Annotated in this window: 29 protein-coding genes; 20 read left to right on the top strand and 9 right to left on the bottom strand. The window is 39.8% G+C overall.

Annotated features, from left to right (window positions below; all coding sequences use genetic code 11):
* Positions 1-107 precede the first annotated feature (107 nt).
* From OK414_RS17875 to OK414_RS17825, 11 genes are all read left to right on the top strand, one after another.
* Positions 108-425 carry a hypothetical protein gene (locus OK414_RS17875; protein ID WP_025750968.1) on the top strand — a complete coding sequence of 106 codons (318 nt, stop codon included), beginning with the start codon at positions 108-110 and terminating at the stop codon, positions 423-425.
* A gap of 344 nt (positions 426-769) precedes the next feature.
* Positions 770-1,129, top strand: a complete 360-nt coding sequence (locus OK414_RS17870; protein WP_205661653.1) for a sulfurtransferase — start codon at positions 770-772, stop codon at positions 1,127-1,129.
* Complete coding sequence (locus OK414_RS17865) at positions 1,119-1,379, top strand: metal-sensitive transcriptional regulator (RefSeq protein WP_205661652.1); 261 nt, start codon at positions 1,119-1,121, stop codon at positions 1,377-1,379. The genes OK414_RS17870 and OK414_RS17865 overlap by 11 nt, the downstream gene beginning before the upstream one ends.
* 90 nt (positions 1,380-1,469) lie before the next feature.
* Positions 1,470-1,697 (top strand): sulfurtransferase TusA family protein, encoded by a 228-nt coding sequence (locus OK414_RS17860; RefSeq protein WP_071272716.1) that lies wholly within the window; start codon positions 1,470-1,472, stop codon positions 1,695-1,697.
* 46 nt (positions 1,698-1,743) lie between these two features.
* Positions 1,744-2,226 carry a DsrE/DsrF/DrsH-like family protein gene (locus OK414_RS17855; protein ID WP_205661651.1) on the top strand — a complete coding sequence of 161 codons (483 nt, stop codon included), beginning with the start codon at positions 1,744-1,746 and terminating at the stop codon, positions 2,224-2,226.
* Positions 2,227-2,253: 27 nt separating this feature from the next.
* Positions 2,254-2,610: a rhodanese-like domain-containing protein gene (locus OK414_RS17850; RefSeq protein ID WP_071272720.1), complete on the top strand. Its 357-nt coding sequence runs from the start codon at positions 2,254-2,256 to the stop codon at positions 2,608-2,610.
* 22 nt (positions 2,611-2,632) lie between these two features.
* On the top strand, positions 2,633-2,929 hold the full coding sequence (locus OK414_RS17845) for a rhodanese-like domain-containing protein (RefSeq protein WP_205661650.1): 297 nt from the start codon (positions 2,633-2,635) through the stop codon (positions 2,927-2,929).
* A 55-nt stretch (positions 2,930-2,984) separates the two neighbouring features.
* Positions 2,985-3,536: a sulfurtransferase TusA family protein gene (locus OK414_RS17840; protein WP_171776924.1), complete on the top strand. Its 552-nt coding sequence runs from the start codon at positions 2,985-2,987 to the stop codon at positions 3,534-3,536.
* A 62-nt stretch (positions 3,537-3,598) separates the two neighbouring features.
* Positions 3,599-4,726: an MBL fold metallo-hydrolase gene (locus OK414_RS17835; RefSeq protein ID WP_205661649.1), complete on the top strand. Its 1,128-nt coding sequence runs from the start codon at positions 3,599-3,601 to the stop codon at positions 4,724-4,726.
* A 24-nt stretch (positions 4,727-4,750) separates the two neighbouring features.
* The gene (locus tag OK414_RS17830; protein WP_013058035.1) at positions 4,751-4,975 is read left to right on the top strand and encodes a sulfurtransferase TusA family protein; all 225 of its coding nucleotides are present in this window, start codon (positions 4,751-4,753) and stop codon (positions 4,973-4,975) included.
* A gap of 70 nt (positions 4,976-5,045) precedes the next feature.
* The gene (locus OK414_RS17825; protein WP_205661648.1) at positions 5,046-5,822 is read left to right on the top strand and encodes a sulfite exporter TauE/SafE family protein; all 777 of its coding nucleotides are present in this window, start codon (positions 5,046-5,048) and stop codon (positions 5,820-5,822) included.
* Between the two features lie 41 nt (positions 5,823-5,863).
* On the opposite strand, the gene OK414_RS17820 is transcribed toward OK414_RS17825, so the two are convergent.
* Positions 5,864-6,040: a hypothetical protein gene (locus OK414_RS17820; RefSeq protein ID WP_016764944.1), complete on the bottom strand. Its 177-nt coding sequence runs from the start codon at positions 6,038-6,040 to the stop codon at positions 5,864-5,866.
* A gap of 469 nt (positions 6,041-6,509) precedes the next feature.
* Between OK414_RS17820 and OK414_RS17815 the strand changes: the two genes are divergently transcribed.
* The 3 genes from OK414_RS17815 to OK414_RS17805 all read left to right on the top strand — a co-directional run bounded on the left by OK414_RS17815 (position 6,510) and on the right by OK414_RS17805 (position 9,042).
* Entirely contained in the window at positions 6,510-7,712 is a 1,203-nt protein-coding gene (locus tag OK414_RS17815) for a PLP-dependent aminotransferase family protein (RefSeq protein ID WP_095379159.1), read from the top strand.
* Positions 7,713-7,777: 65 nt separating this feature from the next.
* Positions 7,778-8,317, top strand: a complete 540-nt coding sequence (locus OK414_RS17810) for a dienelactone hydrolase family protein (protein ID WP_263045290.1) — start codon at positions 7,778-7,780, stop codon at positions 8,315-8,317.
* Between the two features lie 110 nt (positions 8,318-8,427).
* A complete protein-coding gene (locus OK414_RS17805; RefSeq protein ID WP_263045289.1) occupies positions 8,428-9,042 on the top strand; it encodes a GNAT family N-acetyltransferase in 615 nt (204 codons plus the stop codon).
* Positions 9,043-9,090: 48 nt separating this feature from the next.
* Here OK414_RS17805 and OK414_RS17800 read toward each other — a convergent pair whose 3' ends face one another.
* The 4 genes from OK414_RS17800 to OK414_RS17785 form a co-directional block, all read right to left on the bottom strand.
* Complete coding sequence (locus tag OK414_RS17800; protein WP_221788249.1) at positions 9,091-11,037, bottom strand: FtsX-like permease family protein; 1,947 nt, start codon at positions 11,035-11,037, stop codon at positions 9,091-9,093.
* Positions 11,027-11,788, bottom strand: coding sequence for an ABC transporter ATP-binding protein (locus tag OK414_RS17795; protein ID WP_034650363.1), 762 nt, complete (start codon positions 11,786-11,788; stop codon positions 11,027-11,029). The genes OK414_RS17800 and OK414_RS17795 overlap by 11 nt, the downstream gene beginning before the upstream one ends.
* Positions 11,789-11,888: 100 nt before the next feature.
* Positions 11,889-12,893: a sensor histidine kinase gene (locus OK414_RS17790; protein ID WP_263045288.1), complete on the bottom strand. Its 1,005-nt coding sequence runs from the start codon at positions 12,891-12,893 to the stop codon at positions 11,889-11,891.
* Entirely contained in the window at positions 12,886-13,578 is a 693-nt protein-coding gene (locus OK414_RS17785; RefSeq protein ID WP_034655065.1) for a response regulator transcription factor, read from the bottom strand. Before OK414_RS17785 ends, OK414_RS17790 begins: the two co-directional genes overlap by 8 nt.
* A gap of 170 nt (positions 13,579-13,748) precedes the next feature.
* On the opposite strand from OK414_RS17785, the gene OK414_RS17780 reads away from it, so the two are divergent.
* Positions 13,749-14,681, top strand: coding sequence for an NAD(P)-dependent alcohol dehydrogenase (locus tag OK414_RS17780; RefSeq protein ID WP_034650369.1), 933 nt, complete (start codon positions 13,749-13,751; stop codon positions 14,679-14,681).
* Positions 14,682-14,710: 29 nt separating this feature from the next.
* On the opposite strand, the gene OK414_RS17775 is transcribed toward OK414_RS17780, so the two are convergent.
* Positions 14,711-15,931: an acyl-CoA dehydrogenase family protein gene (locus OK414_RS17775; RefSeq protein WP_034650371.1), complete on the bottom strand. Its 1,221-nt coding sequence runs from the start codon at positions 15,929-15,931 to the stop codon at positions 14,711-14,713.
* Between the two features lie 42 nt (positions 15,932-15,973).
* Positions 15,974-17,047, bottom strand: a complete 1,074-nt coding sequence (gene sfnG, locus OK414_RS17770; protein ID WP_034650374.1) for a dimethylsulfone monooxygenase SfnG — start codon at positions 17,045-17,047, stop codon at positions 15,974-15,976.
* Between the two features lie 446 nt (positions 17,048-17,493).
* On the opposite strand from sfnG, the gene OK414_RS17765 reads away from it, so the two are divergent.
* Together OK414_RS17765 and OK414_RS17760 are read left to right on the top strand one after the other, a co-directional pair.
* Positions 17,494-18,846, top strand: a complete 1,353-nt coding sequence (locus tag OK414_RS17765) for an LLM class flavin-dependent oxidoreductase (RefSeq protein ID WP_263045287.1) — start codon at positions 17,494-17,496, stop codon at positions 18,844-18,846.
* Positions 18,824-20,008, top strand: coding sequence for a M20 family metallopeptidase (locus tag OK414_RS17760; RefSeq protein WP_034650381.1), 1,185 nt, complete (start codon positions 18,824-18,826; stop codon positions 20,006-20,008). Before OK414_RS17765 ends, OK414_RS17760 begins: the two co-directional genes overlap by 23 nt.
* Positions 20,009-20,189: 181 nt before the next feature.
* Here the strand turns inward: OK414_RS17760 and OK414_RS17755 are convergent, their stop codons facing one another.
* Positions 20,190-20,654, bottom strand: a complete 465-nt coding sequence (locus OK414_RS17755; protein ID WP_263045286.1) for a hypothetical protein — start codon at positions 20,652-20,654, stop codon at positions 20,190-20,192.
* A 92-nt stretch (positions 20,655-20,746) separates the two neighbouring features.
* On the opposite strand from OK414_RS17755, the gene OK414_RS17750 reads away from it, so the two are divergent.
* The gene (locus OK414_RS17750; RefSeq protein ID WP_034650384.1) at positions 20,747-21,289 is read left to right on the top strand and encodes a GNAT family N-acetyltransferase; all 543 of its coding nucleotides are present in this window, start codon (positions 20,747-20,749) and stop codon (positions 21,287-21,289) included.
* A 94-nt stretch (positions 21,290-21,383) separates the two neighbouring features.
* On the opposite strand, the gene OK414_RS17745 is transcribed toward OK414_RS17750, so the two are convergent.
* Positions 21,384-22,814: an MFS transporter gene (locus OK414_RS17745; protein ID WP_028409344.1), complete on the bottom strand. Its 1,431-nt coding sequence runs from the start codon at positions 22,812-22,814 to the stop codon at positions 21,384-21,386.
* A 493-nt stretch (positions 22,815-23,307) separates the two neighbouring features.
* Between OK414_RS17745 and OK414_RS17740 the strand changes: the two genes are divergently transcribed.
* Positions 23,308-24,906: an FAD-binding protein gene (locus OK414_RS17740; RefSeq protein WP_263045285.1), complete on the top strand. Its 1,599-nt coding sequence runs from the start codon at positions 23,308-23,310 to the stop codon at positions 24,904-24,906.
* Positions 24,906-25,235 carry a ferredoxin family protein gene (locus tag OK414_RS17735; RefSeq protein WP_016764924.1) on the top strand — a complete coding sequence of 110 codons (330 nt, stop codon included), beginning with the start codon at positions 24,906-24,908 and terminating at the stop codon, positions 25,233-25,235. Before OK414_RS17740 ends, OK414_RS17735 begins: the two co-directional genes overlap by 1 nt.
* Positions 25,236-25,262 lie beyond the last annotated feature (27 nt).

Here is a 25,262-nt window from a genome sequence, read left to right as displayed (position 1 = left end):
GTCAAGATTAATACATAAGAAATCAAAACGCCTATATTTTAAAATAGATAAGCTCTAAATTCTAAAAAGAACATATGATGTGGCAAAGGAAAAGGAGTTGACGAAATATGCATCAAGGACAGCAACATTACATTCCATGGGAACAATGGCATCACCAGCATCCTCAAGGCACGTGGAATCAATGGCATCAGCAACATCCTCATGTACCTTGGGAGCAGTGGCATAAACAGTATCCGCACGGCACATGGAATCAATGGCATCAACAACATCCATATACACCTTGGAATCAGTGGCATCATCAGTATCCGCACGGCACGTGGAATCAGTGGCATCAGCAAAATCCATATGTGCCATGGAACCAGTGGCACCAGCAGCATCCACACAGTTCGTGGAATCAATGGCATAATATTTATCATCAAAGCTAATCAGCTTTTTAACACAAAAGGTCCAGTTCCCAAGGAGAACTGGACCTTTTGTGCGCAGATGGTGAATGGTGCAGTAAGCTTATTTTTTATTAATTTATATGAGCCCAGGTGATGTATGAAAACGGAAAAGTCTGTTTAGTCTATAGGGGAGGGGGTACACACAATAAAGCAGGTTAAAGAAAACATTCATAATTTCTAAGGTGGATAAAGTGGATTGGTTCGTATGAAAGAATTCATGTAAATCATCAAAATTAAATATAATTTTCTCGCTTGACATTATACCCATAGGGGTATAATATAGAACATGTAAACAACATTAATTCAATAGCAAGGCGGTGATGGTTATGCTCTATATAGCAGTGTTGTTGCTTGCTATTTTATTTATTGCATACAGACGTTATTATCCCGTTAAAAGAATACAGTGCATACGTGAATCTGAAGCAAAAGAACTTGGGCGAACGGTTGTAGATATTCGTCATTATCATGAAGTTCGCGATTCGATTAGTATAGTTATTCCGTATGCGTATCTCAAACGCTTTTATTCAGAAATTCCACAGGGCAGCGTTCATCTGATTGCCCGAGATAGAGTGGAGTTAAATTTAGGCGTACGGTTCTTACGAAAAAAAGGTTTTGAAGTACGCAGCTATGAGTTAGCAGTGTGTAAAAGTAAAGTAAAGAAAGGGGTATTCGATTATGGAGTATAACCAACAGGTGAAAAATCGCCTGCGCCGAATTGAAGGGCAGCTAAAAGGCATGCTTAGCATGATGGAGCAAGGAAAAGACTGCCGAGACGTCGTGACTCAATTATCTGCTGCAAGAAGTGCCATTGATCGCACAATGGGAGTCATTGTGAGCAGCAATCTTGAACAGTGCGTCAGAGAAAGCCTTCAGCAAGGAGAGCCAACGGAAAGGTTAGTGAAAGAAGCTGTACAGCTGTTAGTGAAAAGTCGTTAATCTGTCACCTTGTTTAAGGTTGACGAATATCATTATTTATTATTATATACCCTTACGGGTATATGTATATAAAAAGGAGAGATAAATACTATGAAAATTGATCATGTCTTAGATGCAAAAGGATTAGCTTGTCCAATGCCAATCGTAAAAACAAAAAAAGCAATGGATACTTTAACAACAGGCCAAGTATTAGAAGTGCAAACAACAGATAAAGGTGCGAAAAGTGATTTAACAGCTTGGGCAAAATCAACAGGACACGAGCTTATTGATTTTAAAGAAGAAGGTAGCACATTTATCTTTTACATTCAAAAGAGCTAATTTTTTTAGAATTAAATATACCGCATAGGGTAATAGGAGGAACAACATGACTGAGCAAAAGAAACGAACAACAATTGTATTATTTAGCGGTGATTATGACAAAGCAATGGCAGCTTATATTATTGCTAACGGAGCGGCTGCTTATGACCATGAAGTGACGATATTCCATACGTTTTGGGGATTGAATGCGCTTCGTAAAGAAGAAATGGTGCCGGTGAAAAAAGGATTTTTAGAAAAGGTGTTTGGTAAAATGATGCCTCGCGGTGCGGATAAAATGGGCTTATCTAAAATGAACTTTGCAGGTATGGGACCTAAAATGATTAAAAATGTCATGAAAAAGCATAATGCCCTAACGCTGCCGCAGCTTATCGAAATGGCACAGGAACAAGACGTGAAGCTAGTAGCTTGTACAATGACGATGGATCTTCTAGGGTTACAGGAAAATGAGCTCCTAGATAATATTGAATATGCAGGCGTAGCGGCGTATTTAGCCGACGCAGAAGACGGAAACGTAAACTTATTCATCTAAAAGATAGCTCATGAAGCGAGGGTCAATATGATTATCAATGCGCTTATTATCGTCTTTCTGCTGTGGTTTTTGTATCAGCGTTTTGCACCAGTAAAAGGTATTCAGCAAATAGCCACAACGGAGTTAAAAGCAAAGTTAAAAAATAAAAATAACCAGTTTATCGACGTGCGAACACCGCATGAATTTCGTACCAAACATATTAAAGGATTTCGAAACATTCCTTTGTCAGAACTGCCAGCGCAAACAGGCCAGCTTTCAAAAGACAGAGAAGTAGTCGTTATTTGTCAAAGCGGCATGAGAAGTATGAAAGCAAGTAAACTGTTGAAAAAGCAAGGTTTTACATCTATCACCAACGTTAAAGGCGGCATGAATACGTGGAGATAAATCAAGAAGGAGGAGACGCAGGGTGAAGGCAATAGCAGCACAAGAAGTAGAACAATTAGTAAAAAAGCAAGAACAAGTTCATATTTTAGACGTGCGTGAAGTAGAGGAAGTAAAAACAGGTAAAATACCAAACGCGTTAAATATTCCGCTTCCTTTATTGGAATTCCGTATGCATGAGCTAGATAAAGCAAAGAATTATATTGTTGTCTGTCGTTCTGGTGGCAGAAGCGGAATGGCAGCTCGTTTTCTTGAGCAGCAAGGCTACAGTGTAACGAATATGACCAGCGGAATGATGGAGTGGAAAGGGGAAACGGTCTAATTTTTTTAGATAAAAACATACCCCTACTAGTATTTAAACCAAGGAGGAAAAAGAAATGATGCAAGCAAACTTCGTATTAGATGCAAAAGGGCTAGCATGTCCAATGCCAATTGTGAGAACAAAGAAGAAAATGAATGAATTAGAAGCAGGTCAAGTACTGGAAATTCAAGCAACAGATAAAGGCTCTACGGCTGACTTACAAGCGTGGGCAAAAAGCACAGGTCATGAGTATTTAGGTACAGAGACAGAAGGTGACGTTCTTCATCACTTTCTTCGTAAAGGCGGAGCTGAAGAAAACGTAACGCCAATTCCTGAAATTTCATTAGAAGAATTTGCGCAAAGAGTAGAAAATGATGAACATCTTCATATTTTAGACGTTCGTGAAGTAGAAGAATACGATGAAGCTCATATTCCAGGTGTAGTTCATATTCCGCTTGGTGAAGTAGAAAAACGTTCGAATGAGCTAAATAAAGAGAATGAAATTTATATTATTTGCCACTCTGGAAGACGAAGTGAAATGGCAGGGCAAACGATGAAAAAGCAAGGATTTAAACACTTAGTTAACGTGGTTCCTGGTATGCGTGACTGGACAGGTAAAGTAGAATAACTAATGAATCATAGTGAATTAAAAAATTTTGATATTTTATATACCTAAGGAGGTATTTTAATATGACAGTACATGTTCTTACTGCAAAAGAAGTTACAGCTAAAATTATCAATAAAGAAGCGTTATTTATCTTGGACGTTCGTAACGAAAGTGATTTTAGCGATTGGAAAATTGAAGGTCATCAATTTCAGCATTTAAACGTGCCGTATTTCGATCTTTTAGACGGAGTAGAAGAAATCTTAGAAAAAATCCCTTCTGATAAAGAAGTAGTAGTTGTCTGCGCCAAAGAAGGTTCATCAGTGATGGTAGCTGACATGCTTTCAGAAGCGGGTCTTACCGTATCTTACCTTAAAGGCGGTATGAAAGCGTGGAGTGAATATTTAGAGCCTGTTAAAGTCGGCGATTTGAAAGATGGCGGAGAGGTCTATCAGTTTGTTCGTATCGGTAAAGGATGCTTATCATATATGGTCGTATCGAACGGTGAAGCGGCTATTATTGATGCGACGCGTATGGCGGATGTGTATATTAACTTTGCCAAAGAACTTGGTGTCACAGTTAAGCATGTGTTTGATACTCACCTTCATGCAGATCACATTTCAGGAGGAAGAGTTATTGCTGAAGCAACAAATGCAGCTTACTGGCTGCCTCCAAAAGATGCAGAAGAAGTGATTTTTGACTACAAGGCTTTAGAAGAAGGCAGTGATGTCGTGATTGGTAACACAGCGATTACGATTCAGCCTCTTTATTCACCGGGGCATACGATTGGATCAACTTCTTTCATCGTAGATGATCAATACTTACTTTCAGGTGATATTTTGTTCATCGATTCAATTGGACGTCCTGATTTAGCTGGTATGGCTGAAGACTGGGTAGGCGATCTGCGCGAGACGCTTTATAAACGCTATAAAGCATTATCAGATGAGTTAATCGTATTGCCAGCTCATTTTATGATTATTGATGAGCTAAATGATAACGGCAGCGTAGCTGAAAAGTTAGGTACTTTGTTTGCAGAAAATCACGGATTAAACATTAAAGACGAAGCAGAATTCAGACACTTAGTAACAGATAACTTACCGCCGCAGCCAAATGCATATCAAGAAATCCGTGAAACCAATATGGGCAAAGTAAGTCCAGATGAAGAAAAACAGCGTGAAATGGAAATTGGACCAAACCGCTGTGCGATTCGCTAAAACCTAAACAAAGGAGAGAGAGAAATGGAATCAACTAAAGTACTAGATGCAAAAGGGCTGGCATGTCCAATGCCGATTGTTAAAACAAAAAAAGCAATGAATGAACTAGAAGCAGGTCAAGTGTTAGAAATTCATGCAACGGATAAAGGGGCAAAAAACGATCTTGCAGCCTGGGCAAAATCTGGTGGTCACGAGCTTCTTCATACAGAAGAAGGCGACGTTTTTAAGTTTTGGATTAAAAAAGGATAAGAAATAATGGACGAAAAGGGTATCTCTTGTAAAAGGTACCCTTTCCTTATATGAAACGGAGCGACTATAGATGGATCTTACATTTATCATCACGCTTTTTCTTATTGGATTTATTGGGTCGTTTATTTCCGGTATGGTCGGTATTGGAGGGTCTGTTATTAATTATCCGATGCTGTTATATATTCCTCCATTAGTAGGAGTAGGAGCATTAACGGCTCATCAAGTCTCAGGTGCAGGAGCTATTCAAGTGTTTTTTGCGACAATAGGCGGCGTATGGGCGTATCGAAAAAGCGGATTTTTAAACAAACCATTAATTATATATATGGGCAGCAACATTCTAATTGGAAGTATGCTCGGAAGCTATAGCTCGCATTATATGAGTGAAGAAGGATTAAACGTTGTGTACGGGGTTTTAGCTCTTATTGCGGTTATTATGATGTTTATTCCAAAGAAAAACTTAGATGGAATTAAAAGTGACGAGCTTCAATTTAACAAAGGGTTAGCTTCTATTTTATCGCTGCTTATCGGAGCCGTAGCAGGAGTGTTAGGAGCAGGAGGAGCCTTTATTTTAGTTCCTGTCATGCTCGTAGTGCTTAAAATCCCAACTCGGATTACCATCGCAACTTCACTAGCCGTTACCTTTATTTCCTCTATTGGATCAACGGTTGGAAAACTGGTCACTCACCAAGTCCCGTTCATCCCTGCACTTATTTTAGTTGGTGCAAGCCTGATTGCCTCTCCAATCGGTGCAAAAGTGGGGCAGAAAATGAATACAAAAGTGCTTCAGTGGATCCTTGCCGGTTTAATTTTAGCAACGGCAATTAAGATTTGGTGGGGGCTGCTATAAAAAAAAGCTAACGCTATGGGAATCCATAGCGTTAGCTTTTTTTATAGTACTTCATCACTTTCCACAAACATTTCAAGCGCAGGATGAAATTCTTTTTGATAGTGGTTAGACGGACATACTTTTACAACAGTAGAGCGAAGCGCATTGGATTTTGATGTATTTAACACTTGCTTGCATTTAGGGCATCGTTCATTAAACAGCAAATGAAGCCATTTCACTTTTTATCACTCCTGTACTAAAACCTTTAAACCTTATCGATTTAATAAGGATTATAAAGGGTTTTACACGGAAGGTCAATGAAAAGGGAAGGGATCTTACAAAATAATTTACTAAGATAAATATATTTGCATAAAAAATTAAGAATTTATAGAATTTATTGTTTATTTATTTGATTTTTATGTTATCCTTTTTAACATACATTAAATACAAGGCCATATTTATCGTACGACCTTTGATTTGTATTACAAATAGTGAATAAGAAAAATATGTACCGAAAGGAGAACGTGACATCAAGAAGAAATGAAGAGTCAGAGAGCAAGCAGATGCTGGTTGTCTATTAAAAAGGCATCTTCCAAGGCTTAAAAGAAGCCTGAGCTCATAGGGAAGGTTTTTGTTTTAATTTTTCTGACTATTCGAATAATTAACTCGTTATTAAAAGTTTAAAATCTAGAAAAGGAATGATCATCAATGAAAGATAAATTTGCCCAACGAGCTAGTCTTGTAAAATCCTCTGAAACGCGTGAAATCTTAAAAGTAACGGAACGACCAGAAGTCATTTCGTTTGCAGGAGGACTTCCAGCACCGGAGCTATTTCCCGTTGAAGCAATGAACGATGCGTGCCGCGCCGTATTAAGTGAAGACGGAGCCGCTTCGCTTCAATATAGTACAACAGAGGGGTATATCCCTTTACGAGAAGCAATTTCTAAACGAATGCAGGACATCGGCATTGAGTCCACGATTTCGAACATTTTAATTACGTCCGGATCTCAGCAGGCAATCGATCTTACCGGAAGACTGTTCCTTAATGACGGAGACGTGGTAATCTGTGAAAGCCCAACGTACCTAGCGGCCATTAACGTATTTAAATCCTACAATGCGACGTTTGTAGAAGTAGACATGGACGAAGATGGAATGATTATGGAAGAGCTAGAGAAAAAGCTTCAGGAAAATCCACAGGCTAAATTTATTTATACGATTCCTGATTTTCAAAATCCTACAGGGCGCACCTTAACGCGAGAAAGACGTCAGCGAATGATCGAACTTGCGAACGCATACGACGTGCTGATTGTAGAAGATAATCCGTACGGAGGAGTCCGATTTGCAGGAGAAGCGCTGCCGCCGGTTAAGCATTTTGATACAGAAAACAGAGTGATTTACATCAGCACATTCTCTAAAATTTTTGCACCCGGTCTTCGAATCGGCTGGGTATGTGCAGACGAAGCTTTCATTGATAAGTACGTGGCGTTTAAGCAAGTGGCTGACTTGCATACGGACAGCTTTGCTCAGCGCGTAACGGCTAAGTACATGGAGCTTTATGATATCGAAGAGCACATTCAAAAAATTAAAGCCGTATACAAAGAGCGATGTACCCAAATGCTATCGTGCATCGAAGAATTTTTTCCGGAGAATTTGTCTTACAGTAAGCCAGAAGGCGGATTGTTTATTTGGGTGGAACTGCCCCAAGGAATCGATTCAGCACATATCTTTTCAGAATGTCTAAAAAATAACGTAGCCTGTGTGCCTGGAACGCCATTCTTTCCAAACGGCACAAGAAACAATGCGCTGCGCTTGAATTATTCTAATATGTCTGCTGAACAAATCGTTGAAGGCATGAAGCGCATGGGAGACGTATTGCATCGTGAATTGACAAAGGAAACGACTGTTTTATAAAAAGAATGGAAAAATCAAATAAAGCAATTTTATTAATTCATGAAATATACGGTGTGAACGATCATATGAATTTTATGAAAGAGAAATTATCTAAGTTAGAGGCAGATATTATCTGTCCTAATTTATTATCTAACGACGTTCCTTATAGCTATAAAGAAGAAGGAATGGCTTATCAAAACTTTGTTCAAAACATTGGTATGGATGAGGGTTCAAGACAAATTACTAACATGTTAATTCAACTAAAACAAGAATATGAAGAAGTAGGAGTTATAGGCTTCAGTGTAGGAGCAACAATGTCGTGGCTATGCAGTGAAAACAATTTGTGTAACTTTGTGATTGGCTGTTACGGATCACGTATTAGAGATTATGTAAATAGAAGTCCTGTTTGCCCAACTCTTCTTATTTTTCCTGCTGAAGAGCAAACATTTGATGTAGACTGTTTAACAAACTCACTAGTCCAAAAAAGAGAGCCGCTTTTGGAAATCAAAAAGTTTTATGGTGGTCATGGTTTTATGAATCCTTTTTCACAAGCCTTTAATAAAGAATCAGCGGACCAAGCCTTCCAAACAATAAGTGAGTTTCTCAAAAAACACTTAGCTGATTAATAGATATATATGCTGAAAGTGATACCCTCCAATAAGCAGAAACTGACCCTTTTTCAGTACATATACACGTATTAACATTTACTTTAAATGTATCGAAAAGGAGCGAGGTTATGTTACAGTCAGTTGAGCTTGCAGGAACAGCGGTAAAGCTAATGCCGCTTGAAAAAATACATGAACAAGAATTATATGAAGCTGCAAAACCGAAAGAAATTTGGGAGCATCTCCCGATAAAAGTTCATAGTCTAAGTGATATGAAACGGCTGATTGAAAGTGCTTTAAAAACCAAGCAAGAGGGAAGAGAGCTGCCTTTTGCTGTGTTTGATATAGAGTCACATTCGATTGTAGGAAGCACAAGATTTTTAGATATATCACTTCCCAACAAAAGCGTAGAAATAGGGTGGACGTGGTATCATCCATCCGTGTGGCGCACCCGGGTTAATACGGAGTGTAAGTATTTATTATTAAAATACTGTTTTGAAGAGCTGAAGCTTCACCGCGTTCAATTCAAAACGGATGTGCGAAACAATAGGTCCAGAGCTGCTATTAAACGGTTAGGGGCTACCCAGGAAGGCATCAGCAGAAAACATATGGTTTTACCTGATGGATACGTACGAGATTCGGTTATCTTCAGTGTAATTGACGACGAGTGGCCGTTTGTCAAAAAGCGACTAGAAAGTTTTTTACATGCAGCCAGTCAGGGAAATAAAGAAAATACCAGCAATTAATGGCATATAAAGATAAAAAGCACAAGCTATAGCTTGTGCTTTTTATCTTTAAAGAGCTTCTTTAATAATTTTTTTATAGTAAAGAACAGATAAAATACCAAAGATAGAGTAGAGTGCCGTATAGACAATCATGACAATAATCATTGGTGTCCAAACCTCCGTTCCAAACAAGAACCAGCCGGATTGCACGGCAAAATAGCTGTGAAGCAAGCCTACGATTAAAGGTATGCCGAAATTAAAGAGCTGCTTTATTTTAATGCCTTTTAATAAATCTTGTTCGGTGAAGCCGAGCTTTCTAAGAATTGTATAGTTCGGCTTTTCATCTTCACTTTCGTCCATTTGTTTAAAATAAAGAATGCAGCCCGATGTAATTAAAAATGCCAGTCCTAGAAAAGCAACAATGAACATGATTAGACCCATATTTTGTTTTTGACTCGCTGCCATTTCTATACGTGAGTTATTTAAGCTATTATCGCTGAATTTCATCTCTCCGAAAAGCTCATTTGCTTTTGGTAGGTCATCTTCTTTTGATATATCTATTCCAGTGTAGAGAGAAGATTCTTTTTGAATAGAAGGATCTGCGTCTTGTTTAAACTTATTAAATATGGAATTATCAACAATCGCAGTAGGTAAACCGCCTCCTGTAAAATAAATAGGTAGAAGAAACTTTCGATTTAATCCTACAAACTTTTGTGGAATTACTTTTTGCTTACCTTTTAGCTCAATACGCCCTGAATCTTTAAAGGCCATTGTTTTTTGAAGCATATTATTATAGCCGGTAAACAAGGTTTCGTTTGGAGCTACATCTACACCACTAACGGATTTTTCACTAATCATTGGAATCGTCATAGCGGACGAGTCCACCATTGGACTTTCCAAATCATTTTCTAGAATGTTTTTTACGTTTGCTTTTACTTGGATGACGTCGATCTTTTTTTCCGTGTAGGCTATTTTCTTTCGATCCAGCGCGGCTTTAAACGAAGCAGCGTCTTTTGAATTATTGATAGCAAAATCATTAGGTACATAATCTCCGGCCGACTTTTCAGCAGAGTAATAGGAAATGTAGCTCAAGCATAAAAAACCGATAGCAAGAGCGGATACAGTCGTAATAACCGTTAGTAATAACGCGTTTGATTTCATCCGAAACATAATGGAAGAAAGAGATAATACGTCGTTAATCGTCAAGTAGCCATTTTTGCTTTTTCGCATGAGATTTAATAGAAAACGAACGGAGCCTTTATAAAACAAGTAAGTACCTATGATAACTAAAGCTAAAATAGATATCATGGCGATTGCTAAAGCATTCATGCTTGTAAAAGATCCATCAAACAACTTGGCAGAAATATAATAGCCTGAAGCGATAAAAATAATGCCAAGAATTCCAATAATAATTTCAAGTATACTGATTTTTTTTGTTTTGCCTTCTGTCGATGAAGTAACTCGGAATAAAGCCAAAATGGTCTGTCTTTTAATAAAAAGATAGTTCATCGTCATAATCAGCAAATAAATAGCGCCGAACACAATCAGCGTTTGAATCAAGGCTTCTTCAGAAAAATGAAGCTTGGCAATGCCTTTTGTATCCGTGATTTTAAACAAAATCATAATGACCGCTTTTGAAAACGAAAACCCGATTAAAATGCCGACAATCAGTGAGGCAAAATACAACATAAAATTTTCAACGGTCAAAATACGGAAAATTTTTGTTTTGGTCATGCCAATCAGCTGAAATAAGCCAATTTCTTTACTGCGCCGCTTGATGAATATCGTGTTTGCATATAATAGAAAGATAGAAACAATAGCTACAAGTAAAACAGAAGCGGCCCGAACCGCTGCGCCTCCTTTAATGGAACCTTTGGTTGCATCAAGAGCCGGATCATACTGCAGCGTTACAAAAGCAAAATATAAAGCTGCGCTGAACATCAGCGCAAAAACGTATAAATAATAGTTTTTTACATTCTTTTTGAAGTTTCGGAAAATCAGCTGATTAATGTTCATGTTGAACTCCGCCTAGCACGCCTTGAGTTTTCATAATATCGTCAAAAAAGGCTTTTTGCGTTTGATCCCCTTTGTACAGCTGCGTATAAATTTGTCCGTCTTTTATAAAAATGACTTTGCTGCAATAGCTGGCTGCCACTGGGTCATGCGTTACCATCACAATACTTGCACTTCTTTTGTCATTAAGATCGGTCAGTTTGTTTAACAAATCGCTGGCTGCTTTTGAATCAAGAGCACCTGTGGGTTCATCAGCAAAAATCATGCTTGGCTCATGAATAAAGGCTCTTGCAGCGGAAGTACGCTGTTTTTGTCCCCCGGAAATTTCACTTGGATATTTGTCTTTCAGCTCATAGATGCCGAGCTGTTTGGCCAGCGCATCAAATTTTTTGTGAGCTACTGCTGAAGGAGTTTTTGCAACAGAAAGAGGCAAGAGGATATTTTCTTTCACTGTCAGCGTATCGAGCAAGTTATAGTCTTGAAAAATAAAGCCTAAATGTGTTTTTCGGAAGTTTGCTAACTGCTTTTCTTTCATTCTGCTAATTTCATTTCCTTCGATTTTGATGGTTCCGCCGTTGATTTTATCAATGGAGGAAAGCACGTTCAGAAGAGTCGTCTTGCCTGAGCCTGAAGCGCCCATAATTCCTACAAATTCTCCTTTCATAATCGTAATGTCTACGCCTTTTAATACTTCTTGTCTATTAAATTTATTTCCGTAGCTTTTATGAATATTAGTTGCTTCTAATATGTTCATATGTACTCACTCCTTTGATCTGATACGTTTATTATAAAAAAAGGGACTTTCGTTTTCCTTTGATTCACCGAACAAATAACGAAAGCATGTGACATTTTTGTCACATGCTTTTCATATCCACAAAATCATTTGATTTAGGAAAGGCAAGTGTAAAAGTTGTGCCTTCATTAAGAGCAGACTGCACGCCAATATGAATCGAAAGAGCGTGCGCCGCTTTTTGAGCGAGATACAGACCCATGCCTGTAGCGCGGCCGTCTTCATGCTGCGTAGTTGAGGTGAAACCTTTCTCAAAAATGCGCGGCATATCTTGAGGAGAAATGCCCCGTCCGTTATCTTTTACCTCGATGTATACTTGACCGCGGTGCTCGTAGCTTCTAATCATCACATCAGATTCTTCACTGTACTTAACTGCGTTTGTTAACAGCTGTCTCATAATAAACGAAAGCCACTTTGCATCACACAGTACACGTTCTGCCTGTAGGTCCACATCAAACCCAATATTTTTTTGCATGCACCAAGCTTGCAGCGTTTTGATTTCAGTGAAAATAAGGGACTCTAAATCCAGATGTTCAATATACATATCATTTTGGATAAAGAAAATGCGCTTTTGATGCAGCTGTTGATCAAGTAAAAAATGAATACGTAGCCACTCGAACGTCAAGTTTGCTTTAACTTCTCGATTTTCTAAGCTTTCAATTATTAAATGCATCGCAGTTAACGGCGTTTTAATTTCGTGAATCCAAGCTAACAGTTCATCTTTTTCCTGCGTCACGTACAGCTGAGTCTGCACGCCATCTTTTTTCGCTTGTTCTAATTGTTGCATCAGATTTCGCTGAACAATCTTTTCAAAGGGGCGCAGCGGATGAGAAAGAGTAGAAGAATCAAAGAAATCCTCTTCATCTTTTAACCCTTGATAAAATTTCGTTTCTTTATGATAGCGGAAGACGCAAAAAATAAGAAAGACAATTGATGATATAAACACGATATAAAGAATCGAAGACACAGGAATGGAGCTATCAATATAAGCGATAAAAAGCATAAAAAGATGCATCATAAAAAAGAAAAGAATCCAGCTTAGACGCTCGCGAATAAAGAGTTTAATCATAGCGTTCCTCTTCAATCGCTACGTAGCCTTGGCCGACTTTTGTTTCAATAAAAGTTCCCAGTCCAATTTCATCTAATTTTTTTCGCAGGCGATTGACGTTTACCGTCAGCGTATTATCACTGATAAACCGTTTATCTTCCCACAAACTATTAATCAGTTCATCTCGACTTACAATCGTATTCTTTTTTTGTATTAGGCATTTTAAAATAAAGATTTCATTTTTGGTTAAATCAATAGCTGTAGATTCGGTTGATATTTTGTTTTTTTCATAATCAATCGTAGCTCCTTGCCATGAAAGAAGGTTTACTTGTTCAACGCTGTAATTATACACGCGGCGGAGAAGGGCCTGTATTTTTGCTACAAGCACATCAAAATGAAACGGCTTTTGCACAAAGTCGTCTGCTCCAAACTGCATAGACATTACCATATCAGAAGGATGATCACGTGAAGATAGAAAAATAATAGGGATTTTTGAATGAGAACGAATCATTCTGCACCAGTGAAATCCGTCATATTTCGGCAGCTGAATATCCATAATAACTAAATCAGGTTTTACCTCGCTAAACTCCTGCATAACGTTACTGAAATCACGGATGCCGTAAACATCATAAGACCATTGCTCCAACCGTTCTTTCAGTTCGTTAAACAGCGTTACATCGTCTTCAATTAAAAGAAGTTTAAACAATAACACGTACCACGCTTTCTGTTTTTATACTTATTTTATAGCAATATCCTTTTATTTACCATATGTGATAGTAGATTCACCAGCGTTCTTTATAAAATGTGAAAGAATAGCTTTCGACGAGCATAGTTTATAAACATATATTGAACTCTAGTGAAAAAAGGAGAGCTGTTATGAAAGCAATGGTATGTACAAAGTATGGTAAACCAGATGTTCTTCAGCTTGAAGAAGTGGAAAAGCCTATTCCAAAAGAGAATGAAATACTGATAAAAATTCATGCCACCACGGTCACATCGGGCGACTGCAGAGTGAGGAGCTTTAACAGTCCACTGCTGTTATGGCTTCCAATGCGAATAGTTTTAGGATTACGGAAGCCTAGAAAATCAATACTAGGCGTAGAGCTGGCCGGAGAAGTAGAGGACGTCGGAAAGAACGTAACGCGTTTCAAAAAAGGCGACCAGCTTTTTGCGATGACAGGCATGAAGTTCGGAGGATATGCGGAATATATCTGCTTACCAGAAAAGGGGACGATAGCCGTAAAGCCAGAGAATGTAACCCATGAAGAAGCCGCCTCTATTTCTTTCGGAGGCACGACGGCGCTGCATTTTTTTAGAAAAGGAAACATTCAAGCCGGGCAAAAAGTGCTTATCTACGGTGCTTCAGGTGCTGTAGGAACTGCCGCTGTACAGCTTGCGAGCTATTACGGAGCTGAAGTGACAGGCGTGTGCAGTGCTAAAAATAGTGAACTAGTAAAATCTTTAGGAGCAGATTACGTCATCGACTACCAAAACGAAGATTTTAATAAAAAAGAAGAAAGATATAATCTTATTTTTGATGCTATTGGAAAAATCACAAAAAATCAGTGCAAGGGAGCGTTAGCCTTAAATGGACGCTTTGTTTCAGTCGAAGGGCAAGGAATTGCCAAAGTGCAGACGGAAGATTTATTACTTCTTAAAAAGCTGATGGAAGAAGGGAGGATAAAATCAGTGATTGATAGATGCTACTTTTTAGAACAAATTCCAGAAGCTCATGAGTATGTAGAAACCGGACATAAAATAGGGAGTGTAGTTGTTACGTTAAAAAATTTAAAAAGAGAATCTCTATAGAGGATTCTCTTTTTTTACGATATTAAACTTTACTCTCCTCCTTTAATCCAAAGTTCAAGCGGAAGTCCTACAAGATTCTTTCCGATCCATTCTCTGGCAATATTATTAGAAGGACCCATAGCAATGCCCGCTCTGGCATCTCGAAACAAGCGTTCAATAGGGCCTTTTTTATAGCCGTATCCGCCGCTTACATCCAATGCAATTCGCGTTGCTTTGTTGGCTACTTCTGAAGCATGAACTTTAAATTCAGTCAGCGGAAGGGTAAGAACACCCTGTGCTTTTTGTTCAGCTTGTAAAATATCAAGCTGTTCTGCCAAGTCAATTTGCCATGGTTTGGTGCTTTCAATGAGGACTTTTGCTTCGGCAATCTGCTGGCGAATGACTTGATAGTCGCTAAGCTGGTTATTAAAATCGCGGTGAATCGTTCGCGTTGCATGGTTAACCGCAAGCTCTAGCGCATGTTCCGCTACGCCAAGCCAAGCAGAACCAAGGCCAATTAAATAAATAGGGGAAACGCCGTTTAAGACGATTTCTTTCCCTGTTTCTTCACTGCCTAGAAGATCTTCTTTTGGCACGTGTACATTTTTATAAGAAATCGGACCGCTGTGATTGCCGCGAACGCCCAGCGCTTCCCATGGACTTGCGGTGATGCCGTCTGATTTTCCATCTACAATAAAAAAGCTAATATCCGTTGCTTCTTGTGCTTCAGGACTGCGTGTTTGGACGATATAAAAATCAGCTTGCCCGGCGCTCGTAGTAAAGGATTTGTCAGCATTAACTACATAATCTTCGCCATTTCGCTGCGCTTGACTGAAGTTGTACCACCAGTGTCCTCCTGAGGCTTTTTCACTTGTAGAGTACGTACCAATCAGTCCTTGGTCAATTGGTTGCAACCAGCGTTTCTTTTGATCGTCGTTTCCGTACAGCGTAATAGTTTGAATTGCTCCGACATGCATCACGTAAACCAAAGCAGTGGAAGCACAAGCTTTTGCAATTTCTTCAGCTACAATCGCAAAAGCCACGTGATCAAGTTCTAAGCCGCTGTATGCCTTTGGTACAAGAATGTTTCCCCAGCCGGCTTTAATAAGCGCTTCTAAATTTTTTCGTGGAAAAACGCCTTCTTCATCTGTAAGGGCTGCATTAGGCCGGATCACTTCATCTACAAGAGAAGTGATTTTCTCGCGGATGGACGCGTAATAAGCGCGCGTTGATTGATTGTATAAAGGACGTGCAGAAACTTCGACTGACATAACATACCTCCAAAAATTTTAATGTTTGTTACGATAAACTATTTATAATGCGCCCGCTTTTTCTTTTAGCTCCTGTTCTTTTTGTCTTACGAGCGGAATGATGGTTTCGCCAAACGTTTTGATTTCTTCTTCATAATGTAAAAAGCCTGTCAAAATAATATCCACGCCGATTTTTTTCAGTTCGATAATTTGATTGGCGACTTGTTCGGGCGTTCCGATAAGGCCAGTTCGAAAGCCATCATTGTACTGAACTAAGTTTTCAAATGAAGAGTTTGCCCACATGCCTTCACCTTGAGGAGAAGCTTTTCCCGCAAATTGCACTTGACTTTCAAACCCTTCAACGGCCTCTTTATCCGCTTGTAGCACAATTTCTTTTAGCACTTGTTTTGCTTTTTCTTCTGTTTCACGGACAATGACAAACCCGTTCACACCGAATTGAATATCACGGCCGTTTGCGTTTGCTTTTACATCTTCAATTTGGTTTTTTAAGTTTTCAATCGAGTTGCCGTTCATGAAATAAACGTCTGATACTCGGCCTGCCATTTCACGGGCTGCTTTAGAGTTTCCTCCTTGAAATACTTTTGGCGGCTGAAGAGGCTTTGGTTTTAACGGTGCGTCATTTAATCGGTAAAAGTCTCCTTTGAACGTAGTCGTTTCGTTTTTCCATAGCTCTCGAAGCACGTTAATAAATTCTTCAGAACGGCGGTAGCGCTCATCATGATCTAGCCATGGTTCGCCGTAGCCGTTAAATTCGCCTTTAAACCAGCCGCTTACAACGTTCACAGAGACGCGTCCGCTGCTGATATGATCAATAGTCGAAATAATTTTAGCAAATACGCCGGGATGCCATAGCCCCGGAAGAACTGCTGTAATAATGTTGATTTTTTTAGTAGTGGCGGCCAAAGCAGAAGCGAGAGTCGCAGCTTCTAGTTGATTTTCAGCTCCGTAGCTTGCAAAAAACCTAGTTTGCAAGAGAACATAATCAAAGCCCACCTGCTCGGCAATTCGCGCATACCGGCTGTTCGCTTCAAATGACCACTCTGTTTTTTGAGGAATGTTGGAAATGACAAGACCTCCGCTTACGTTCGGAGCCCAATAAGCAAATTGCAAACTCATATGTAACGCCTCCTTAGTTAAATAGTGAAAATAAATGAGCTGGGTTAAACATTCAACTCCTTAAATGCCAAAGGCTCTTATCTCGCTTCAAGTTGAAGAGAAGATAAGAGCCTTCAGTAGCCTGACAGGCAGTATGGATGCTGAATGTACATATAGTTATATCACCGGTTATTCCGATAGTCAAAATGAGTTTTAAGAAATTTAAAAAGAATGAAATCGTAATTAAGTTTAGTTAAAGAAAGAAGAGATCATTTATTTTAACTAAAAACAAACTTGACTTATAGGAATAGTGAGTATACTATTCAAATAAGCTAAATAAATGAGAGGTCAACAGCTATTTTGCTCTAAATAAATAGCCGTTTAAAAACAATCGACCAGACGACTGGAGATGCTTTGAACAATCAAAGCATCTCTTTTTATTTGTCGTAAAAAGGAGGAAGTATACGTTGAGTGAAAAAAGAAAGCTAAAGCTAGGAGCAAATATTAAAGGCCTTGGAAATACGACGGATGGATGGAGACATCCGGACGCAGAGCCTGATGCGAGCATTAATATTGAGTTTTATAAGAAACAAGCGCGTATATTGGAAAAAGGACTGTTCAGCTTTGTCTTTATTGCAGATGGATTAGCCATATCTGAAAAGTCTATTCCTCACTTTTTAAATCGTTTTGAGCCAATTACGCTGCTGTCAGCTCTCGCTGCTTCTACGAGTCACATCGGACTAGTCGGGACGATTTCAACAAGTTTCAGTGAGCCTTTTACAATCGCTCGTCAGCTGATGTCTCTTGATCATATAAGCGGCGGGAGAGCGGGATGGAACGTAGTTACTTCTCCGCAAGAAGGGGCAGCGCGCAATCACAGCAGAGGATATCTTCCTCATCACAGCGAGCGATACGAAATTGCAAAAGAGCATCTCGATGCAGTAAAAGGACTGTGGGATTCATGGGAAGACGATGCTTTTATCTATCAAAAAGAAACCGGGCAGTTTTTTGATCCAAAGAAAATGCATACGCTTGGATTTAAAGGTAAACATTTTCAAGTTCAAGGGCCGTTAAATATTGCTCGTTCAAAGCAGGGACATCCGGTTGTGTTTCAAGCAGGTTCATCAGAAAAAGGAAGAGAATTCGGAGCAGAGAATGCCGATGCGATTTATACAAATGCACATACACTAGAAGAAGCGCGGGCATTCTATCAAGATATGAAAAATAGAGCAAAAAATCACGGAAGAAATCCCAAAGAGCTTCTCATTTTTCCAAGTATTGATTTAATTATAGGAGATAGCGAGGAAGATGTAGAAAGAAGATATAGAGAGCTTGCCGCTTTAATTCCAATTGATCATGCCATTACATATCTATCTCGTTTTTTTGATGACTACGACTTTCATCAATTTGACGTAGACGCACCGTTTCCAGAGTTAGGGGATATCGGAGCCAATGCCTTTCAAAGCACGACAAATAAAATTAAACAAGCGGCGGCTGCTCGCAAGTTAACGTTAAGACAAGTGGCGCTTGAAACAATATTGCCGCGTTCGCCGTTTTCAGGGACACCTGAACACGTTGCGGATGAAATGCAAAAATGGCATGAGCAAGAAGCAGCGGATGGATTTGTGCTTCGTCCTTTTATGAGCGAGACGTTTCATCAATTTGTGGAAAAAGTGGTGCCTATCTTACAGGAGCATGGGCTTTACGACACTTCATATGAAAGCGATACGCTGCGCGGAAATTTAAATCTCTCCGTTCCAGCCAATCGATATAGTCAAACAAAGGGGGAGTTTGTTTATGACAGTCAAATCAATCAGTGAATACAGCGTCACAGAAAGCTTAAAGAAGCAGGTAATTGAGTGGAGAAGACATTTTCATCGCTATCCTGAATTATCGTTTCAAGAGCATCGAACGGCTCAGTACGTTGAAGATACGCTTCGTTCGTTTGGAAGCTTTATCATTACGCGTCCTACACCAACAAGCGTGGTGGCTAGATTAATAGGAAAAGAGCAGGGGAAAGTAGTTGCGATTCGAGCGGATATGGACGCGCTGCCGATTGAAGAAGAAAACACGTTTGCATTTGCTTCTGTTCATAAAGGCGTGATGCATGCATGCGGACATGACGGTCACACGGCTATTTTATTAGGAGTAGCTTCTGTTCTTTCTCAGTTAGGAAATGAATTTAAAGGAGAAATTCGCTTGATTTTTCAACACGCAGAAGAGCTGCTGCCGGGAGGAGCGCAGGAGCTTGTGAAAGAAGGCGTGGTGGAAGGGGTGGATTACGTAATTGGTACGCATTTGAATTCTGGTCTTCCCGTCGGAGAAATCGGCGTGCTTGCAGGTCCTATGATGGCTTCGCCTGACACGTTTAACATATCGATTAAAGGAAAAGGAGGACACGCCGCAGCACCTCATGAAGCAGTTGATGCTATCGTTGTAGGAGCGCAAATTGTGACAAACCTTCAAACGATTGTTTCAAGAACGACGAATCCAATCGATAAATTAGTCGTATCGGTTACACAATTCCACGGTGGAACTACGCACAACGTACTTCCTGATAAAGTGGAGCTGAACGGAACCGTTCGCAGCTTTGACGCGGCTCTGCGAGAAAAAGTTCCGGCACAAATTGACCGTATCGTCAAAGGACTAACAGAAGCCTACGGTGCAGAGTACACCTTCACATATGAAAAAGGCTATCATCCTGTCATTAACTCTAAAGAAATTACGCGTTTAATTGAAGAAACAGCTATCGAAGAATATGGAAAAGAACGGGTTAAAACGCTGTCTCCTAAAATGGGAGGAGAAGATTTTTCAGCTTACCTGCAGGAAACGGAAGGGGCGTTTTTTAACATTGGAGCACGAAATGAAGAAGAAGGCATCGTATACCCTCATCATCATCCGAAGTTTACGGTAGATGAAGACTCGCTTGAAATTGGCGTAAAGATGTTTTTGCGCATAACAGAAAAGCTGTTGGCTCGTTAAAAAAAGAACAAGAACCTATTTGGTTCTTGTTCTTTTTTATGTATCCTTACTTCGTATCTTTATAATTCGTCGCAAAACCTGCTGCAATTAAACCAATTAAACCCAGCACTCCTACAATGACGGTTATGACCATTACGTTCACCTCAGTCGCTCTTAATAATACGCTTTCAATTGTTTAATTTTACCATGAATCTTCATATGAAAGAAGCTTTTCTTTTAAAGGCTCTAGCTTTTTAAATTTTTGAACATAGCTTTGCCGTTTTAACATGTCGTTGGTTATTATCAGCGCATCTTCTTTACGCCCTGCATACAAGTAAGCTTCAATGACTTCGTCAAATCCTTCTGAGTAAGGGAATTTTTCATATTTTGCTAGCTTAAATGAGGCATCGTAGTGTTTTGTTGCTTCTTCGTATTGCTTTAGTTTTAAAAGCATACGCCCATTTGCTAAATGTAAATCAGCTCGTTCTAAATCGGTAAGGGTATGGAGTTCGATCCCTTGATTGCGTATATCAAGAGCATCTTCATATCGCTTTTTTTCTTCTAGCTCAAACGCTTTCTCATAAAAATGGTCAAACTTCGTTAGAGATCTTCTTGATTTATAGAACTTGTAAATGCCGTATAGAATTAAAAGCAGTAACCAAAGCAACTCGTTCAGCTCTCTTTCTTTATGTATAATATTTATATTAAAGGAAATTAAATTCAATTGATAGATTTATGAAAGACGCTTGGAGGAATACGATGGTCATCAACCAGCAAATCTATAATGTAAAAGGACTTCAGTACATCATTCGTTCAGCTGACACCAGCGATGCACACGAACTGTCTCACCTTAGAGTTCAGCTAGACGGAGAAACGGAAAACTTAGATCGTGAACCAGGGGAAGGATGTATGGAAGAATCCGATTTTAAAAAACTTATTCAACGTGACACAGAAAGTAAACGAAACTTATTTTTAGTAGCAAGCGTACATAATGAAATCGTCGGATTTTCAAGGTGCCAAGGCAACGAATTGAAACGATTTTCTCATAAAGTAGAGTTTGGCGTGTGCATCGCAAAAGAACATTGGGGATACGGAATTGGCAAAGAGCTTTTACAGCAGTCCATACTGTGGGCAGATAGCGCGGACATGAAGAAAATGACGTTAAATGTGTTAGAGACCAATAAAAAAGCGATTGATTTATATACAAAGTTCGGGTTTGAAATAGAAGGAGTATTAAAAAATGATAAGGTGCTGTCTGACGGCAAGTACTATAACACGGTAGTGATGGGGCGCTTTGCATAGCCTTTTACGAGTATGTATTTTATCGACCTTTAACAAAAAACACCTTCAAGCACACTGCACTTGAAGGTGTTTTCCGTTTTTACTAGGATTATAGCTAGTGATAGACCTCACTTTTTTTACTAAAGCTTTTATCGCTTTCAAATTCTTGCTCTTCTTCTTTTTCGACATCTGTGCCAATAGGCTCCCACTTAATAAGAATCGTCGCGATCAGCCCAATAACGGGAACGATTGTAAGAACCAGAAACGTCGTATAGATCCCGCCAATTGAAAGGACAACCGGAAATAAGTAAAAACCTAAAATACTGCCAATACGCGTTGTTCCTTGCCCCCATCCAGAGCCTAGCCCTCGCAGTTCAGTCGGGTAAGAAAGAGTAGCCATCGTCATCCCTTGCGCTCCGGGTCCAAAAGATTGACCGAAAATAAATAAAGCAATAAATAAAATTGGCAGCGCAATAAAATGTGTATCGCCTGTGAGCCCCATCAGGACTAAGCTTAAAGAACAAATGGTATAGCCTGTAATGGCAAGCTTTCTTATACCGACTTGCTCAGTTAGCCGTGATTGTGTAAAGCCGCCAATAATCCCAAATAAATTAAAGAAAAGAGTACCGATAATTGCATAAATCATTCCTTTGCCAAAAATAAGCGTAGAAATGGTTGGGATATAGAAGCCAACGGCAAAGTACTGCATACTTTGAGTAGCCGTAATGATGGAAGCTAGAAATGTCCGAGCCCGATACTTCCCTTGGAAAATAGCTTTGTAAGACAGTTTTTTTGAACGAGATAATGGTTCTTCTTTTGCATTTTTAGCCACTGTGACTTGTATGTCATAGGTTTTCTCTAACACTTTGACCGCTTCTTTAAGCGGAAGGTGATGAGCGGCCCACATCGGACTTTCATCCATGTAGCGGTAGCGCAAAATTAGCACGATTAGTGCAGCAACAGCTCCAAATCCTACCGACCAGCGCCAAATATCTTCATGCTGCCCAAGCAGATAAAAAGGGAGAACAACAAGTCCAGTAACAGTTGCAGCCACATACCACAGGGGACACCACAAGTTCACGTATTGACCTTTTTTCTTTAAATTGCTGAACTCTGCAATAAAGCTGAGCGCTACCGGAACATCTAGCCCTACGCCTACGCCCATTAAAAACCGAAAGATAAACAACCAAACTAAATCAGTTGCTAAAGCAGCGCCAAGAGCGGAGAAGACCATAAAAAATAAATCAATTAAAAACATTTTGTTGCGGCCGAATTTGTCCGTGTAGTATCCTCCTACAGTGGCTCCTAACAAAGCGCCAAGGGCCATAATAGCTGTAAGACTTCCAAGACCGGCAGGAGAAAGGTTAAACTGTTCTTTTAACTGATCAGCTCCAATTCCAAGACTGGTAAAGTCATAGGCATCGACAAAAATGCCGCCTAACGCTACTAAAATGATTTTCCAGCTTTTAGAGGTAACTGGATTTGAATTAACAAAGTTGATAATGTCTTGACGCGATTGAATTACGTGTGGTTGAGCACTTGCCATACTTGACCTCCTTATCGTATTACATATAATTCAGGAAACAAAAAGGCTCTCATTCTTTTTAAAAGAATAAGAGCCTCCAGTTGTCTGGTCGGTTTTTTTAATTCCTATACGTTTAGTGAGATTAATTTACCAAAAAATTCATAGAGTTGTCAATACGAGATACGAACAATCGAAATAAATTCTAAGAATAACATAATCATTGACAATCCTAGCATAAACTTTTAATATATAATTAAACAAAGTGAATTACTAGGTATTGCTGACGCTGTACGAAAAAACGCGCCTACTAGGCAACTGGAGGCCAGACCATTGTGGTGAAACAAATGGACTGGTCTCCTTTTTTATTGAACGGCTGCTATGGGAAAATTGGATTCTGGAACAGAATAGTTGGTATAGATTTAGCGATGAGCAAAATAGTCGAATGGACAGTAAGTAAGTTTTTTTCTTAATAAGGTTTTTGAGAGCGTAAACATTTTAAGAGGAGGATCCGTATATGACTGCCGACTTTCATTTTCATACAGATGTATTAATTATTGGAGGAGGCCCTGCTGGTGCATGGGCAGCTCTGCAAGCAGTTAAAGAAGGTGCAAAAGCTGTACTTGTTGATAAAGGATATTGCGGAACGAGCGGAGCAACTGCGCCTTCTGGTACAGGAGTTTGGTATGTAAAGCCCACTTCTGATGAACAGATGACCGCGATGAAAAGCAGGGAAGAGCTGGGAGGGTATTTAGCGGAAAGAAGCTGGATGAAGCGAGTGCTTGATTGTACGTTTGAACAAGTAAATGAGTTAGCTCATTTTGGCTATCCGTTTCCAGTAGATGAAAAAGGGATTTCTCAGCGAACGACTCTTCAAGGGCCTGAATATATGAGATTAATGCGGCGTCAACTTCAAAAAGCAGACGTTCAGATTTTGGACCATAGCCCCGCACTGGAGCTTCTTGCAGATGAACACGGTGTGGCAGGTGCGTGCGGAATCAATAATCAAACGCAAGAAACATGGAGAGTGGAGGCTGCTGCAGTTGTGATTGCAACGGGAGGGTGTGCATTTCTGAGCGGAGCACTCGGTACAAATGTTTTAACAGGAGACGGTTACTTGTTAGCTACAGAAGCAGGTGCGGCCCTTTCAGGTATGGAGTTTTCAAATGCTTATTCGATTTCGCCAGCTTTTTCTCCAATCACAAAATCTGCATTTTATAAATGGGCTACATTTTATTATGAAGACGGTACAGTGATTGAAGGAGCCGGTTCTCATAAAGGACGTTCCATCATTGCCAGAACGTTAATGGCCCAGTCCGTTTATGCAAGGCTGGACAAAGCGGATGAAAGCATTCAAAAAGCCATGCGCTTATCACAGCCAAATTTCTTTTTATCATTTGATCGTCTTCATATAAATCCCTTTACTCAAATGTTTCCAATCACCCTGCGTTTTGAAGGAACTGTTAGAGGAACAGGAGGTATTCACATTACAGATGAAACGTGTAGAACCGACATTCCAGGTTTATATGCAGCCGGAGATGCGGCAACGCGCGAATTAATCTGCGGAGGATTTACCGGAGGAGGCAGCCATAATGCAGCGTGGGCTATCTCTTCAGGCTGCTGGTCAGGAAAAGCAGCGGCAGCATTTGCTGTTAAGCAAGGGAAAAATGCCGGAAGTCGACATGCAAAAGGCTTATCAGAAGCGTCAGGAATCACAAAGTCAGTAGCTTCTTCTGATGCAGCTGATACGAAGGAAATGATAGCATCGGTTCAGCGCGAAGTCTTTCCATATGATCGAAGCTGGTTCCGTTCAGGAGCAAGATTGCAAGATTCCCTTATGAAGTTAAATGCCGTGTGGAATGAGTTGAAGAATGGAGTATATGATAAAGAAAGAAACATTGTGAGAAGTCGAGAACTTGCGGCCATGACGGCAACGGCGCGATGGATGTATACAAGTGCATTAGAAAGAAAAGAAACGCGAGGAATGCACCGGCGTGACGATTTTCCGTTTATGGATTCCAAGCAGCACTACCGCATTCTAAGCGGAGGGGTGCAGGAAGTCTGGGCGAGACCCTTAAGTACAAAATCTTCTAATCACGTAAAGGGGGTTATTTAATGATCGAGCTTCTTAGTGAAGACCGATGTATTAACTGCAATCTTTGTGTATCCGTTTGTCCAAGAAATGTCTTTGACCGCTCTCGAATGGGAGGTGCTCCTTCCATAGCTCGTCAATCTGATTGTCAAACTTGCTTTATGTGTGAACTGTACTGTCCGGTAGATGCTTTATATGTGACGCCTTTAGCTGAACAAACTGTAGAAGTAAATGAACAGCATGTAATAAATCAGCACCTGCTCGGAAGTTACCGGGAAGCTGTAGGCTGGGGAAAAGGAAGAAAATCCACCGCTTCTTCCGATCAGTCGCATATCATCTTAAATAGGAAATAGACAAAAAAGAGCGGACAAAGCCGCTCT

The organism is Priestia sp. JV24, from assembly GCF_025910025.1.
In the GTDB taxonomy this organism is placed as follows: domain Bacteria; phylum Bacillota; class Bacilli; order Bacillales; family Bacillaceae_H; genus Priestia; species Priestia megaterium.
Note: the sequence above shows the minus strand (reverse complement) of the source record. Positions and strands in the feature narration are given on the sequence as shown.

Coding starts and splice junctions, on each gene's coding strand:
- OK414_RS17875 (WP_025750968.1), top strand. CDS start 108: ATGCATCAAGGACAGCAACATTACATTCCATGGGAACAATGGCATCAC.
- OK414_RS17870 (WP_205661653.1), top strand. CDS start 770: ATGCTCTATATAGCAGTGTTGTTGCTTGCTATTTTATTTATTGCATAC.
- OK414_RS17865 (WP_205661652.1), top strand. CDS start 1,119: ATGGAGTATAACCAACAGGTGAAAAATCGCCTGCGCCGAATTGAAGGG.
- OK414_RS17860 (WP_071272716.1), top strand. CDS start 1,470: ATGAAAATTGATCATGTCTTAGATGCAAAAGGATTAGCTTGTCCAATG.
- OK414_RS17855 (WP_205661651.1), top strand. CDS start 1,744: ATGACTGAGCAAAAGAAACGAACAACAATTGTATTATTTAGCGGTGAT.
- OK414_RS17850 (WP_071272720.1), top strand. CDS start 2,254: ATGATTATCAATGCGCTTATTATCGTCTTTCTGCTGTGGTTTTTGTAT.
- OK414_RS17840 (WP_171776924.1), top strand. CDS start 2,985: ATGATGCAAGCAAACTTCGTATTAGATGCAAAAGGGCTAGCATGTCCA.
- OK414_RS17835 (WP_205661649.1), top strand. CDS start 3,599: ATGACAGTACATGTTCTTACTGCAAAAGAAGTTACAGCTAAAATTATC.
- OK414_RS17830 (WP_013058035.1), top strand. CDS start 4,751: ATGGAATCAACTAAAGTACTAGATGCAAAAGGGCTGGCATGTCCAATG.
- OK414_RS17825 (WP_205661648.1), top strand. CDS start 5,046: ATGGATCTTACATTTATCATCACGCTTTTTCTTATTGGATTTATTGGG.
- OK414_RS17815 (WP_095379159.1), top strand. CDS start 6,510: ATGAAAGATAAATTTGCCCAACGAGCTAGTCTTGTAAAATCCTCTGAA.
- OK414_RS17810 (WP_263045290.1), top strand. CDS start 7,778: ATGAATTTTATGAAAGAGAAATTATCTAAGTTAGAGGCAGATATTATC.
- OK414_RS17805 (WP_263045289.1), top strand. CDS start 8,428: ATGTTACAGTCAGTTGAGCTTGCAGGAACAGCGGTAAAGCTAATGCCG.
- OK414_RS17800 (WP_221788249.1), bottom strand. CDS start 11,037: ATGAACATTAATCAGCTGATTTTCCGAAACTTCAAAAAGAATGTAAAA.
- OK414_RS17795 (WP_034650363.1), bottom strand. CDS start 11,788: ATGAACATATTAGAAGCAACTAATATTCATAAAAGCTACGGAAATAAA.
- OK414_RS17790 (WP_263045288.1), bottom strand. CDS start 12,893: ATGATTAAACTCTTTATTCGCGAGCGTCTAAGCTGGATTCTTTTCTTT.
- OK414_RS17780 (WP_034650369.1), top strand. CDS start 13,749: ATGAAAGCAATGGTATGTACAAAGTATGGTAAACCAGATGTTCTTCAG.
- OK414_RS17775 (WP_034650371.1), bottom strand. CDS start 15,931: ATGTCAGTCGAAGTTTCTGCACGTCCTTTATACAATCAATCAACGCGC.
- sfnG (WP_034650374.1), bottom strand. CDS start 17,047: ATGAGTTTGCAATTTGCTTATTGGGCTCCGAACGTAAGCGGAGGTCTT.
- OK414_RS17760 (WP_034650381.1), top strand. CDS start 18,824: ATGACAGTCAAATCAATCAGTGAATACAGCGTCACAGAAAGCTTAAAG.
- OK414_RS17750 (WP_034650384.1), top strand. CDS start 20,747: ATGGTCATCAACCAGCAAATCTATAATGTAAAAGGACTTCAGTACATC.
- OK414_RS17745 (WP_028409344.1), bottom strand. CDS start 22,814: ATGGCAAGTGCTCAACCACACGTAATTCAATCGCGTCAAGACATTATC.
- OK414_RS17740 (WP_263045285.1), top strand. CDS start 23,308: ATGACTGCCGACTTTCATTTTCATACAGATGTATTAATTATTGGAGGA.
- OK414_RS17735 (WP_016764924.1), top strand. CDS start 24,906: ATGATCGAGCTTCTTAGTGAAGACCGATGTATTAACTGCAATCTTTGT.